We start from the raw sequence: 12,557 nt of genomic DNA on the forward strand, positions 1-12,557 counted from the left end.
CGGACACGACGGAAGTCCCCGAAGGGAGCGTTGAGTGAGCCGGGCCACCCCGCCCGCCGCCGGCCCCGCGTCCCCGCGGCCCGCCCCCGGCGCCCCGCCCGCCGACACCCCCGCGGCGTCCGGCCCGAAGACCGACCCACAGACCCGTCCGGAGCCCCTTCCGAAGACCGACCCGAAGACCCGTCCGGAGACCGGCCCGGAGACCCGTCCGGCCGTGCGGGCGAAGGCCGCGCGGCGTGCCGCCGGGCTCGCGCTCGGCGTCGGCCTGCTCGCCGCCGTCGCGCTGCTCAGCCTCGCGGTCGGTTCGCGCCCGATGCCGCCGTCCACGGTGCTGGACGCGCTGTTCTCCCCCACCGGCTCCGCCGACCACGTCGTGATCAGGGAGCTGCGGGTGCCGCGTACGCTGCTCGGCATCGGCGCGGGCATGGCGCTCGGGCTGGCGGGCGCGCTGATGCAGAGCCTGACCCGCAACCCGCTGGCCGACCCGACCCTGCTCGGCGTCAGCCAGGGCGCGATGTTCGGCGTCATGGTCGCGCTCGGCCTGCTCGGGCTGACCAACCCGGCCGTCTACGTCTGGTTCGCCTTCGCGGGCGCCGCGCTGGCCTCCATGGCCGTGTACGCGCTGGGCTCCGCCGGCCGCACCGGCGCCTCCCCGGTACGCCTGACGCTGGCCGGGATCGCGCTCGGCGCGGTGCTCACCGCGGGCACCCAGGCGGTGCTGCGCATCGACACCCAGACCTACGACCGGATGCGGTTCTGGACCACCGGCTCGCTGGCCGGACAGACCTCCGACGTGCTGCTCAGCCTCGCCCCGTTCCTGGTCGCCGGCGTGGTGATCGGGCTGTGCCTGGCCGGGCCGCTCAACGCGCTCGCGCTCGGCGAGGACGCCGGGCGGGCCCTGGGCGCGGGCGTCGGCCGCACCCGCGGGCTGACCGCGCTGGCGATCACGCTGCTGTGCGGGTCGGCGACCGCCGCCGCCGGGCCGATCTGGTTCGTGGGCCTGGCCGTGCCGCACGCGGTGCGCGGGCTGGTGGGCCCGGACCAGCGCTGGGTGCTGCCGTTCTCGGCGCTGTACGCGCCCGTGCTGCTGCTCGGCGCCGACGTGCTGGGCCGGGTGCTCGGCGGCTCCGGCGAGGTGCAGGTCGGCATCGTCAGCGCGGTCCTCGGCGGCCCGATCTTCATCGCGCTCGCCCGGCGCAGGAGGGTGGCGGCGCTGTGACCGGGCGGAGCGCGGCGACCAAAGGACACGGCGACCTGGTCGCGGGCGGAGGAGGGCCCGTGACGGCCACCGCCGGAGGCGCGCCGGTGCGGCGCGTGGCCAGGCCGCCGGTGGTGCGCGTGGGCGCCCTGTCCGTACGCCTCGCGCCGCGCGGCCTGGCCGCGGGCGTCGGGCTGGTGGCGGTGGCCGCCGTGGTGGCGGTGCTCGCGATCGGCACCGGCGACTTCCCCGTCTCGCCCCCCGACGTGATCGCCGCGCTCACCGGCGGCGGCACCCCCGCGCACCGGTTCATCGTCGGCGAGATCCGGGCCCCGCGGGTGCTGACCGGGCTCCTGGTGGGCGCGGCCTTCGGGGTCAGCGGCGCGCTGTTCCAGAGCGTGACCCGCAACCCGCTGGGCAGCCCCGACTTCCTCGGCTTCACCGCCGGGGCGTCCACGGGCGGCATCCTGGCCGTGATCCTGGGCGGCACCGGCTGGGTGATCGCGGGCGGCTCGCTGCTCGGCTGCGCGGCGGCCTCGCTCGCGGTGTACCTGCTCTCCTACCGGCGCGGCGCGCACGGCTACCGGCTGGTGCTGGTCGGCGCCGGGGTCGCGGCGATCCTGCTCGCGGTCGACTCCTACCTGCTCACCCGGGCCGACATCCACGACGCGGCGAGCGCCGCCGCCTGGCTCACCGGCAGCCTGTCCGGGCGCGGCTGGGACCACGCCGTCCCGGTCGCGCTGGCCCTGGCCGTGCTGGTGCCGCTGTGCGCGCCGCTGTCGCGCCCGCTGCGCATGATCGAGATGGGCGACGACGCGGCCCAGGCGATGGGCATCGCGGTGGAGCGGGTGCGCCTGGCCGCGGTCCTGATCGGCGTCGCCCTGTGCGGCGTGGCGACCGCGGCGGCCGGCCCGGTGGCGTTCGTGGCTCTCGCCGCGCCCCAGCTCGCCCGGCGGCTCACCGGCTCCCCCGGCGTCACCCTGATCGCCTCGGGGCTGATGGGCGCCGTCCTGCTGATCCTGTCCGACCTCGCCGCCCAGCGGGTGATCGCGCCGGCGCAACTGCCGGTGGGCATCATGACGGCCGCGCTCGGCGGCGCGTACCTCGCCTGGCTCCTGCGAAAGGAACGACGTTGACGACCGCACGCCTGCACGGCACGGGACTCTCGCTCGGGTACGACGAGCGGGTCGTGGCCGCCGATCTGGACATCACCATCCCCGACCAGTCGTTCACGGTGATCGTCGGGCCCAACGCGTGCGGCAAGTCCACGACGCTGCGCGCGCTGGCCCGCATGCTCAAGCCGCGCACCGGGGCGGTCTACCTCGACGGCAGCGTGATCACCTCGCTGCCGTCCAAGGAGGTCGCGCGCCGCCTGGGCCTGCTGCCGCAGAGCTCGATCGTGCCGGACGGGATCACCGTGGCCGACCTGGTCGCGCGCGGGCGCTACCCGCACCAGCGGCTGATGCGGCAGTGGTCCCGCCAGGACGAGGCGGCGGTGAACGCGGCCATGGCCGCGACGCACGTGGACGACCTGGCCGAGCGGGTGGTGGACGAGCTGTCGGGCGGGCAGCGGCAGCGGGTGTGGCTGGCCATGGTCCTGGCGCAGGAGACCTCGATCCTGCTGCTGGACGAGCCGACCACGTTCCTGGACATCTGCCACCAGATCGAGGTCCTGGACCTGTGCGCCGACCTGCACGAGCAGGGCCGCACCCTGGTCGCCGTGCTGCACGACCTGAACCAGGCGTGCCGCTACGCCACCCACCTGATCGTGATGCGCGGCGGGCGGATCGTGGCCGAGGGCGACCCGGGCGAGATCGTCACGGCCGATCTGATGCGCGAGGTGTTCGACCTGCGCTGCGAGGTCATCGAGGACCCGCAGAGCGGCACCCCGATGATCGTGCCCGAGGCCCGCAGAAGGGCCAGAACGCCCGCCTAGCCGGGCCCTGATCGTTTAGAGTCGGCGCCATGGCGGTCGAGGAGGCGGTCACGCAGCGGGCCGCGCGGCCGGCGGGGCACCGGGGGTGGTGGCCGCTCGACCTGGCGCTGTGGACCGCCGCGTCGCTGTTCGCGCTGTGGGCCGCGCTGCGGCTGAGCGGCTGGGAGGCCCTGTTCCGCTGGGTGCAGCTCGTGTCCTTCACCCCGTACGTCGCCGCCGTCGCGCCGCTGCCCGCGCTGGCGGCGCTGCTGCTGCGCCGGTGGGGCGCGGGCGCGGTGGCCGCCGTGGCGGCGCTCGCCCTCGCGGCGGCGGTGCTGCCCCGCGCGCTGCCCGAGGACGCCCCGGCGGGCGGCCCGCGCACGCTGCGCGTCCTGTCGGCCAACCTGCTGGAGGGCCGCGCCGGGCAGCGGGCCCTGGTCGATCTGGTGCGCGCCGAGCACGCCGACGTGCTCACCTTGCAGGAGGCCACGCCCGACGCGGCCGACCGGCTGGAGGCCGCCGGCCTGCTCGACCTGCTGCCCCACCGGGCGGGCGGGCTGATCCGGGGCGGCACCCGCGGCTCGGCGATCTACGCCCGGTTCCCGGTGCGCGAGCTGCCGCCGATCGACATCGGCGGGTTCGGGCAGGCCAGGGCCATGATCGCGGTGCCGGGCGGCGCGGAGGTCGAGGTGACCTCGGCCCATCCGTGCGCGCCGTACCGGGAGGCGCTGCACGCCTGCTGGCGCGACGGCCTGCGCGCGCTGCCCGGCGCGGGCGGCGAGGGCACGCTGCGCGTCCTGGCCGGCGACTTCAACTCCACCCTGGACCACGCCGAGCTGCGCGCCGTGATCGCGCGCGGCTACCGCGACGCGGCCGACGCCGTGGGCGAGGGGTTGCGCGCCACCTGGCCCTACGACGGCCGCCCGGTGCCCGGGGTCGCGCTGGACCGCGTGCTGGCCGACGAGCGCATGGCGGTCACGGCGTTCCGGGTGCACGAGCTGCCGCGTACCGACCACCGCGCCGTCTTCGCCGAGCTGCGTCTGCCCTGAAAGCGTGCCCAGGGAGCCTGTCCTGGGAGCTCTGCCTTGAGAGCCCGCTCCGGGGTCAGGCCGGGCGCGCGCCGCAGCGGCGTACGGCGAGCAGGGCCAGGGCCTGGGTGACGTCGCGCAGCTCGCGCAGGTCCACCTGCTCGCGCGGGGCGTGGGCGTAGCGCACGTCGCCGGGGCCGTAGTGCAGGGTCGGGATGCCGTCCGCGGCGTACAGCCGCAGGTCGCTGCCGTACGGCGCGCCGCTCTGGGCCGGCGCCGCGCCGGTGACGTCGCGTACGGCCGCGGCCATCTCGGCGGCCAGCGGGTGGCCGGCCGGCAGGCGTCCGCTGGCGAACTGGCCGCCCGGCCAGGTCACCCGCGGCGGGTTGGCGCGCAGCCAGGGGTCGCCGGTCTCGGCGAGCGCCTCCTCCAGCGCCGCCCTGGCCTCGGCCGGGTCCTCGTCGAGCCGCACCCCGAGCCGTCCCTCGGCGACGAGCAGGTCGGGCACCGTGCTCGCCCAGTCGCCGGCGCGCACGGTGCCGACCTCGATCGGGTACGGCAGCGGGTTGCCGGTGAACAGGGGGCCGGGGTCGCGGTTGCGCTCGGCCTCCAGCCGCCGGATCGCCGTGAACACCGGCCAGAACGCCTCGATCGCGCTGACGCCCTCGGTGCGGGCCCCGCCGTGGGCCGCGCGCCCGGCGACCTCGATCCGGAAGGTGAGCGCGCCCGCGTTCGCGGTGACGATCCGGCCCCCGGTGGGCTCGGTGATCACCGCGGCCTCGCCCCGGTGGCCGCGGGCCAGCGTGGCGAACGCGCCCAGCCCGCCGTCCTCCTCGCTGATGACGCAGTGCACGGCGAGGGGCCGCGCCAGGCGTACCCCGGCCGCGTGCAGTGCCCGCGCGACCGCGATGTTGGCCGCCAGGCCCGCCTTCATGTCGCAGGCGCCCCGGCCGGTCAGCACCGAGCCGGTGATGTCCGCCCCGAACGGGTCGCGGCCCTCCCACTTGGCCGGGTCGCCGATCGGCACCACGTCCACATGGCCCTGGAGCACCAGCGCGGGCTCGCCCTCGCCGCCGGTCGTGGCCACCAGGCCGTAGCCCTCGCCGCGCGGGGCCTCGGTGCCCGGGAAGCCGGGGGCGGCCCGCAGCGCGTCCAGGTCGAGCCGCCACAGGTCCACCTCCATGCCGGCCTCCTCCAGGAGACGGGCGCAGCGGTGCTGCAGGTCGGACTCGGCCGGGCTGCCGGTGATGCTGGGGACCCGCACGGTCTCGGCGAGCAGCCGCACGGTGGCGGCCTCGTCCAGGGCGTCGAGCACCCTGGACTCCACGTCGTCGAACGTCACGAACCGGATTCTGTCAGGTCGATCCGGGCGAAGCGGACAGGGAACCCCTTGCCATCGGGGGCCGCGCACATCGCCCCGGCGAGCACCGGCACGCCGGGCGGGAAGTAGGCCAGGCGCAGCATCTGCTCGGGCTCGGCGTCGCCGAGGGCGTAGCGCACGGTGACGGCGTCGCCGGTGCGCTCCAGGCCGAAGGTGAGGCTCCCGGCGCGTACGGGGGCGGGCATGACCGACCAGTCGGACAGCTCGCGGGTGACGACCGCGCTGAGCTGGAGCGCGCCGTCCACGAACTCGGCGCCCGCCTTGATCCAGGTGGTCTCGTCCAGGCGCACGAACGCGCCCGCCTGGTCGTACTGGTCGGCGTACTCGCCGTCGAAGGTGACCGCGAGCCGGAAGTCGCCGGTCACGGGCGCGCCGAACATGTGCCCGTTGTCGCGCACGAACCCGTAGTGTGTGGTCCGCCACAGATCCGTACGCGCGTCGGCCACCGCCCGCAGCCCGGAGTCCGCCATGGACCACTCGCGGGGCGGGTTGATCCAGCGCCAGTCGTCGCGCCCGAAAGCCTCGATCATCAGGCCATCCTCCCAGGAGATCGCTCTTTGGCGGTAGAGCCCCCGTGATGCTGCGTAAACTTTGTCTGTGTCAGACGCACAGGACCCCAAGTTCGAGATCCAGATGCTGCACGACCGAGTCATGATCAAGGTCGAGCAGGAGCCGGAGGAGCGGCGGAGCAGCGCGGGCATCGTGATCCCCGCCACCGTCAAGATGGCCAACCGCCTCGTCTGGGGCGAGGTCTGCGGCGTCGGCGCCAACGCCCGCTCCGTGAAGGTCGGCGACAAGGTCCTGTTCAACCCCGAGGACCAGTACGAAGTCGAGGTGCACGGCCAGACCTACCTGGTCATGCGCGAGCGCGACCTGCACGCCGTGGCCACCCAGACCACCGAGCACGGCACCGGGCTGTACCTGTAATCCCGGCGCCGCCCGACCGTGAGCCGGGCGGATGAAAGTTTCAGCGCCGGTTGACGGGCACGACGCCACCCCGCATGATCCTGATGCCTCCTGGGTCAGGAGGGGGCGCCGAGTGAACATCCCCGTCCGCCACGAGGTGCGCCGATGCCGAAACCGCCGTTACGGGCCGCGTTCGCCGCCCTGCTCACCCTGACCGCCCTGGGCGTCCCCCCGGCGCACGCCGACGAGGTCACCCCCGTCGCCGTGACCGTCAACGCCCGTGCCGCGCTCGCCGCCGTGCCCGAGACCGGCATCGGCGCCAACCACGCGATCTGGGACGCCCACCTGGGCACCGACGAGACCGCCGACCTGCTCAAGGACGCGGGCACGAAGCTGCTGCGCTACCCCGGCGGCTCCTACTCCGACATCTACCACTGGGCCGATCACACCGCCCCCGGCGGCTACGTGGCTCCCGGCACCGACTTCGACACCTTCATGCGCGGCGTGCGGCGCACCGGCGCGCAGGCCATGGTGACCGCGAACTACGGCACCGGCACGGCCGAGGAGGCCGCCGCGTGGGTGCGGTACGCCAACGTCACCAAGGGCTACGGCGTCAAGTACTGGGAGATCGGCAACGAGAACTACGGCAACGGCCACTACGGCGCCGCGTGGGAGGCCGACGAGCACGCCGACAAGAGCCCGGCCGAGTACGCCCGCCACGTCGTGGCCTACTCCGAGGCGATGAAGGCCGTCGATCCGACCATCAAGATCGGCGCGGTGCTGACCACGCCGGCCGGCTGGCCGGACGGGATCGTCGGCGAGGGCGACGCGGGCACCTGGAACCAGGTCGTCCTGTCGGCCGCCGGCTCGAAGATCGACTTCGTGATCCTGCACTGGTACCCCGGCGCCCTCGACAAGGCCGCCCACATCCCCGACATGATCGAGCTCACCCGGCGGCAGATCGCGGAGTACGCCGGGCCCGGCTCCGAGCGCATCGGCATCGCGATGACCGAGTTCAACACCGGCTCTAGCAGCCGGGGCACCACGACCCAGCCCGGCGCGCTGGCCGCCGCCGACGCCTATGCGACGCTGCTGGCCCACGGGGTGTTCACGGTGGACTGGTGGAACGTGCACAACGGCATCGGCGAGGTCACGCAGGTCGCGGGACACACCGACTACGGCGACTTCGGCCTGCTGTCGAGCGGCACGTGCACCTCCGACGGCAGCGTCTGCGAGCCGCCGGTGAACACGCGCTTCGCGCCGTACTACGCGCTGCAGATGATGAGCAGGTTCGCCCGCCCCGGCGACCGGTTCATCCGTGCCGCGACCGACCGGCCCGAGGTCGTCGCGCACGCCGTCCGCCGCCCCGGCGGCGAACTGGCCGTCCTGCTGATCAACACCTCCGCCGAGACCTCCCACCCCGTCGCCATCCGGTACTCCGGGTTCACCCCGGCCTCCGGGGCGCCCACGGTGCTGACCCACACCAACGGCGCGACGGCCATCACCACCTCGGCCGCGGGCACCGCGACCGGGCACACACTGCCGCCGCTGTCGATGACCACGCTCGTCCTGCGGCCCGCCGCCGCCGAGGCCGGCCTGCCGGGCACCCCCGGGCAGCCCGCCGTCCGGGACGTGACCGACACGACCGCCGCGATCTCCTGGCCCGCCGCCCCGGCCGCCGCCCGCCCGATCGCGAAGTACGAGGTCTACCGCCAGAACGGCGCGATCAGCGAACAACTCGGCGAGACCTCCGGCACCTCGTTCACCGCCCGCAACCTGAAGCCGGGCACCCGCTACACGATCAACGTGATCGCCCGCGACAGCGGCGGCGGCCTCTCGCGCCCCTCCCCGCCGCTGACGTTCACCACCGGCACCCCCGCCTCCAGTTCCTGCTCGGTGCGCCTGACCAAGCAGACCGACTGGGCCAGCGGCTACGTCGGCGTACTGGACATCACCAACCACGGCGCGCCGATCGACGGCTGGACCCTGAACTTCCGCTGGCCCAGGACCTGGCAGAGCCTGGGCAGCGGCTGGAGCGCCACCTGGACCCAGAACGGGACGGACGTCAGGGTGGTCAACGACCCGGGCAACGGGTCGCTGCCCACCGGAGGCTCGGCCACGGTCGGCTTCGTCGGCAACTACAGCGGCCCGAACGTGCTGCCGTCCGTGTTCACCTTGAACGGGACCCTTTGCACCACCCGCTAGCCGCCGCCGGGGGCCGCCGGCTCGCGGGCGGCCCCCCGACGTGCTCCAGCCGGGCTGCCTCCGGCCAGGCTGCGCTTCCTCCGGCCAGGCCGCCTCCGGCCGGGCCACCTCCGGCCGGGCTACGCCTCGGCGAAGAGGCGGTCGTAGCCGGCGGCGCGGTGGCGGCCCGCCATGAAGTCAAGGAACTCCCGGACGAAGGCGGTGCGGGTGAGCCGGGCCGCGCCCGCGGCCGACTCGTGCCGGAAGGCGGTCCGCAGCAGGGCCTGGTACTCCTCGGCGCTGATGAACTGGTCGTCGTCGGTGTCGGTGGCGTCGAACAGGACCTCGGCCACCTTGATCAGCGCGGGCCCGGCCATGGTGGCGGCGGCCTCGGCGTACTCGCGCATGGCGACGCGGCCGTCGCCGTCGGAGTCGAGGGCGGCCTGCAGCTCGCGCCACCAGTCGGCGTAGGCGGTGTAGAGCCGGTCCTCCATGGATTCGTCCATGTCGAGCCGGGTGGCGATCTCGCGCGCCATGGCGGCGAGGTCGGGCCAGCCCACGTAGCCGTCGCCGGTCTGGTCCATGACCTCGGCGAAGAACCGGTCGGCGGACCGCCGCGCGTCGGCCTGCCCCTGCGATCCGGCCGGCTCGGCGGGCGGGTCGTCCAGCAGGGCGCTGATCCGGCCGGCCTGGTGGAGCAGGGCGCCCAGCAACCCGGCGCCGGACTCGGCGCGGTGGGCCGGGTCGAGGACGCTCATGACGGAGGTGAGGCGGGTCCAGCCCTGCGGCAGCCACTCGGTGGCGAGCCCGGCGGTCAGGTAGGCGCCGTGCATGAGCACGCGCGCGCCCGGGATCGCGGTGAGACCCGCCTGCCTGCGGTAGCTCTCGGGCAGCGAGGCCACGGTGATCGCGGTGGCCACCGGCCCGGCCAGCGCCCGGATCGCGGCCCACAGCGCGGGGTGGTCGCGAAGCCCGGGCGGCGCGGGCACCTCGGCGAACAGGCGGTACAGGACGGCGTGGACCGCCTCGTTGCCCTCCAGCCGGGTGCCGATCATCTCGTCGTAGTAGCGCCAGAACTCCTCCAGGGCCGCCGGCAGGGCGTCCTCGTCGTCGCCGAGGAGGGGGAGCAGCGCCCGGAACTCGGCGTAGAGCCGCTCCTGCTCAGCGGCGCCGAGGGGGCGCCCGCCGAGGCGGCACATCATCACGGTGGACTCGAACAGCGTGGCCAGCACCCAGGCGCGCGCCCGCGGGTCCATCGCGTCGTAGGGACGCCCCTGCGCGTCGGTCCCGGACATCCGCCGGTGCAGGCGGTTGAGCCGGTCGGCCTCCCGCCGCCGCACCTGCTCGTCGTCGTCGACCAGCCGCCGCGTGCTGAGCACGGTGTTGCGCAGCCGTCGCCACGGCCGCGCGACGAACGTGGAGTTGTCCATCAGCGCCGCGCCGATCGGCGGGTAGGCGGCCTCCAGAACGCTCGCCCGCACCGCGGCCAGCCCCCAGCGCGCCTCGTCGGCGAAGCGCCGCAGCAGCGGGCCCGCCTCGGGGGCGGGGCGGGTCTCCGTCACCGGTTCCATGGTCGTGTCAGCCCTTTCCCGTCGCGGTACGCACCTGGACGCCGCCGAAACGGCGCTCGCGCCGGCGGTAGGCGTGCAGGCACTCCCACAGGTGCGCCGCCCGGAAGTCGGGCCAGAGCACCTGGGGGAACATCCATTCGGCGTAGGCCACCTGCCAGAGCATGAAGTTGGAGATGCGCTGCTCGCCGGAGGTGCGGATGACCAGGTCGACGTCCGGCGTGTCGGGGTGGGGCAGGTGGCCGGCGAAGCTCTCCTCGGTGACCTCCTCGGGCGGCACCCGGTTGCGGATGAGCGACCGGGCCGCGGTGACGATGTCGCCGCGGCCGCCGTGGTCGAAGGCGACCGTCAGCGTCATCCCGGTGTTCGCGCGGGTGAGCGTCACCAGGTCGGCGATGTCGCGGGCCAGGGACGGCGGAATCCGGTCGAGGGCGCCGAGGAACCGGCAGCGGATGCCGCGGGCGTGCAGCGCCATGGCGTGCTTGCGTATGGTGCGCTGCACCAGCCGCATCAGGAACTCGACCTCGACCCCTGGCCGCCGCCAGTTCTCGGTGGAGAACGCGAACAGGCTCAGCCACTGGATGCCGGCCGCGCGCGCCGCCTCGATCACGTCGATCACCGCCGCCTCGGCGGCCTTGTGGCCGGCCGTCCGCGGCAGGGACCGCTGCGCGGCCCACCGGCCGTTACCGTCCATCACGCAGGCCACATGCACCGGCAACCCCGACACGCCTCACCGCCCCCGCCGATCTACCTACTTTCGGTAGTCACTTTATCGCCGCCTGTATTCATCGCAGGTCCCGGGGTCACAACTTTCCGTGAGCAAACGAATACACAACGTGCGGCAAAGAATCCATACTCCATCTGTAAGCCCTCTGACCTCCCCACCTCTCCCGTATCGGGGTGGCAGGGGAACACAAAAGGAGAGCAGATGAAGTCGAAGAGGTCCATCGCCATCGCGCTCGGCATCGCGGCGGCCGCGGCGTGCGCGACCACGGCCACCGTGGCGCACGCCGAGCAGGACGCCGCCGCCCCGGCGCAGCGGGCCGCTACGGCGCTGCCGCCGGGCTACCAGCTCGTCACGCTGCCCAACGCCAACGTGCCCAACTTCCAGCGGCGCGTGGTCTACTGCCCCGGCAGCAAGAGGGTCCTCGGCGGCGGCGCCGAGGCCCGCGGCAACCGGGCGATCCTGGTCGGGTCGTTCCCCACCGACGACGGCCGCGGCTGGATCGGCCTCGGCCGCCAGGACGGATACAACGACGTCGGGATCAGCGTCTTCGCCATCTGCGCCGACTGAGCCGAGCCGGCCTGAACCGAGCCGAACCGAGCCGAACCGAATTGAGCTGAGCCGAGCTGAATCGAGCTGAGCCGTCGGTTCGTCTCCGGCCCCGGCGCGCCCGCGCGCCGGGGCCTTCCGCTCACCCCACCCGCGATTCGCGGCGCCCGCGCCGCACCGGGACCGTCCGGGCGCGCCGGCCGGAGCTGCGGCCGTACGGCTCGGGCGTCGTGGCGGCGGCGGCGCGGGCGCGCCGCCTGCGCAGGATCAGCCAGCCGACGCCGAGGACGGCGAGTCCAAGGGGCGTCCGGCCCAGCCAGCGGGTCAGGAGCACTGTCAGGATGCGCTTCATGGCCCTCGCCTACCCGGGCGCCGCCGCGTCATGTGACGAGCGGCGGCCCGGCGCCGAGGGCGGCCTGCGCACCAAGCACGGCGACGAGGGCGACCTGCGCGCCAAGCACAGCGACGAGGGCGGCCTGCGCACCAAGCACGCCAACGAGGGCGGCCTGCGCTCCGGGCACGGCGACGACTGCCCGCGACGGGCGCGCCGGGCCGGCCTGCGGCCTTTCGGCCCGTCAGCGGGCGATCAGGTCGCGGGCGATCATGATCAGGTCGATGCCGAGGCTGAGCTTGAGCGCGGCCCACACGATCGCGCAGGCGGTGACCGCCGCCACGCCGACCACCAGGATGCGCACCGTCCAGCCCTGCCGCTTGAGCCAGTCGGTCCACGCGTCGAGCGTGCGCCGGCCGAACTGCAGCAGCTTGTGCGCCCAGTGGAACTCGGTGGCCAGCACCGCCAGGCCGGCGAAGACCACCAGCCACCCCGGCCCGGGGAACGGCACCATGATCAGGCCGCCGATCACCAGGACCGCGCCGACCACGCCGACCACGATCTTGAGCGTGAGCGCCCCGCCGCGGGTCGCGCGGATGCCGTCGCGCCACCCGCGCAGCCCGCTGCGGCGTGCCGCCGCCCCCTTCAGCACATCCGCGTCGCCCACCACGGGCGCCGTGGCCGGCGTCCTACGCCGCGCGGGGTCCACGGCCCGGTCCCCCTCCGGGCCGCTCGCGCGGGTCACGCCGACCCCATCCGAGATCGCCATACGT

At 74.7% G+C, this 12,557-nt stretch carries 13 protein-coding genes; 7 read left to right on the forward strand and 6 right to left on the reverse strand.

Going from position 1 to position 12,557, the window contains the following annotated elements; translation table 11 throughout:
• Nucleotides 1-34: 34 nt before the first annotated feature.
• The 4 genes from HNP84_RS12545 to HNP84_RS12560 are packed head-to-tail and all read left to right on the forward strand — an operon-like array spanning nucleotide 35 to nucleotide 4,162.
• Nucleotides 35-1,219 (forward strand): FecCD family ABC transporter permease, encoded by a 1,185-nt coding sequence (locus HNP84_RS12545; RefSeq protein ID WP_312924587.1) that lies wholly within the window; start codon nucleotides 35-37, stop codon nucleotides 1,217-1,219.
• A 59-nt stretch (nucleotides 1,220-1,278) separates the two neighbouring features.
• Nucleotides 1,279-2,334, forward strand: coding sequence for a FecCD family ABC transporter permease (locus tag HNP84_RS12550; RefSeq protein ID WP_312924589.1), 1,056 nt, complete (start codon nucleotides 1,279-1,281; stop codon nucleotides 2,332-2,334).
• On the forward strand, nucleotides 2,331-3,134 hold the full coding sequence (locus HNP84_RS12555; protein ID WP_185049850.1) for an ABC transporter ATP-binding protein: 804 nt from the start codon (nucleotides 2,331-2,333) through the stop codon (nucleotides 3,132-3,134). The genes HNP84_RS12550 and HNP84_RS12555 overlap by 4 nt, the downstream gene beginning before the upstream one ends.
• A gap of 29 nt (nucleotides 3,135-3,163) precedes the next feature.
• On the forward strand, nucleotides 3,164-4,162 hold the full coding sequence (locus tag HNP84_RS12560; protein ID WP_185049851.1) for an endonuclease/exonuclease/phosphatase family protein: 999 nt from the start codon (nucleotides 3,164-3,166) through the stop codon (nucleotides 4,160-4,162).
• A gap of 55 nt (nucleotides 4,163-4,217) precedes the next feature.
• Here HNP84_RS12560 and HNP84_RS12565 read toward each other — a convergent pair whose 3' ends face one another.
• Entirely contained in the window at nucleotides 4,218-5,483 is a 1,266-nt protein-coding gene (locus HNP84_RS12565; RefSeq protein WP_312924592.1) for an ArgE/DapE family deacylase, read from the reverse strand.
• Entirely contained in the window at nucleotides 5,480-6,052 is a 573-nt protein-coding gene (locus HNP84_RS12570; protein ID WP_185049852.1) for a DUF1349 domain-containing protein, read from the reverse strand. The genes HNP84_RS12565 and HNP84_RS12570 overlap by 4 nt, the downstream gene beginning before the upstream one ends.
• A gap of 103 nt (nucleotides 6,053-6,155) precedes the next feature.
• On the opposite strand from HNP84_RS12570, the gene HNP84_RS12575 reads away from it, so the two are divergent.
• Together HNP84_RS12575 and HNP84_RS12580 are read left to right on the forward strand one after the other, a co-directional pair.
• Entirely contained in the window at nucleotides 6,156-6,449 is a 294-nt protein-coding gene (locus HNP84_RS12575) for a GroES family chaperonin (protein WP_185050252.1), read from the forward strand.
• Between the two features lie 144 nt (nucleotides 6,450-6,593).
• Nucleotides 6,594-8,633: a cellulose binding domain-containing protein gene (locus HNP84_RS12580; RefSeq protein ID WP_185049853.1), complete on the forward strand. Its 2,040-nt coding sequence runs from the start codon at nucleotides 6,594-6,596 to the stop codon at nucleotides 8,631-8,633.
• A gap of 119 nt (nucleotides 8,634-8,752) precedes the next feature.
• Here HNP84_RS12580 and HNP84_RS12585 read toward each other — a convergent pair whose 3' ends face one another.
• Nucleotides 8,753-10,174 (reverse strand): oxygenase MpaB family protein, encoded by a 1,422-nt coding sequence (locus tag HNP84_RS12585; protein WP_312924595.1) that lies wholly within the window; start codon nucleotides 10,172-10,174, stop codon nucleotides 8,753-8,755.
• 16 nt (nucleotides 10,175-10,190) lie between these two features.
• The gene (gene uppS / locus HNP84_RS12590; RefSeq protein ID WP_312924597.1) at nucleotides 10,191-10,907 is read right to left on the reverse strand and encodes a polyprenyl diphosphate synthase; all 717 of its coding nucleotides are present in this window, start codon (nucleotides 10,905-10,907) and stop codon (nucleotides 10,191-10,193) included.
• A 201-nt stretch (nucleotides 10,908-11,108) separates the two neighbouring features.
• Between uppS and HNP84_RS12595 the strand changes: the two genes are divergently transcribed.
• Nucleotides 11,109-11,474: a hypothetical protein gene (locus HNP84_RS12595; RefSeq protein ID WP_185049855.1), complete on the forward strand. Its 366-nt coding sequence runs from the start codon at nucleotides 11,109-11,111 to the stop codon at nucleotides 11,472-11,474.
• A 121-nt stretch (nucleotides 11,475-11,595) separates the two neighbouring features.
• Here HNP84_RS12595 and HNP84_RS12600 read toward each other — a convergent pair whose 3' ends face one another.
• Both HNP84_RS12600 and HNP84_RS12605 read right to left on the reverse strand, forming a co-directional pair.
• Nucleotides 11,596-11,805, reverse strand: a complete 210-nt coding sequence (locus tag HNP84_RS12600) for a DUF6203 family protein (RefSeq protein ID WP_185049856.1) — start codon at nucleotides 11,803-11,805, stop codon at nucleotides 11,596-11,598.
• Between the two features lie 223 nt (nucleotides 11,806-12,028).
• A complete protein-coding gene (locus HNP84_RS12605; protein ID WP_185049857.1) occupies nucleotides 12,029-12,553 on the reverse strand; it encodes a TIGR02611 family protein in 525 nt (174 codons plus the stop codon).
• Between the last annotated feature and the right edge of the window lie 4 nt (nucleotides 12,554-12,557).

Source organism: Thermocatellispora tengchongensis (assembly GCF_014202315.1).
Lineage (GTDB): Bacteria > Actinomycetota > Actinomycetes > Streptosporangiales > Streptosporangiaceae > Thermocatellispora > Thermocatellispora tengchongensis.

What these genes read in the sequence shown, in the direction of transcription:
- HNP84_RS12560 (WP_185049851.1), top strand. Translation starts at nt 3,164, where the DNA reads ATGGCGGTCGAGGAGGCGGTCACGCAGCGGGCCGCGCGGCCGGCGGGG.
- HNP84_RS12570 (WP_185049852.1), bottom strand. Translation starts at nt 6,052, where the DNA reads ATGATCGAGGCTTTCGGGCGCGACGACTGGCGCTGGATCAACCCGCCC.
- HNP84_RS12575 (WP_185050252.1), top strand. Translation starts at nt 6,156, where the DNA reads ATGCTGCACGACCGAGTCATGATCAAGGTCGAGCAGGAGCCGGAGGAG.
- HNP84_RS12605 (WP_185049857.1), bottom strand. Translation starts at nt 12,553, where the DNA reads ATGGCGATCTCGGATGGGGTCGGCGTGACCCGCGCGAGCGGCCCGGAG.
- HNP84_RS12600 (WP_185049856.1), bottom strand. Translation starts at nt 11,805, where the DNA reads ATGAAGCGCATCCTGACAGTGCTCCTGACCCGCTGGCTGGGCCGGACG.
- HNP84_RS12580 (WP_185049853.1), top strand. Translation starts at nt 6,594, where the DNA reads ATGCCGAAACCGCCGTTACGGGCCGCGTTCGCCGCCCTGCTCACCCTG.
- HNP84_RS12595 (WP_185049855.1), top strand. Translation starts at nt 11,109, where the DNA reads ATGAAGTCGAAGAGGTCCATCGCCATCGCGCTCGGCATCGCGGCGGCC.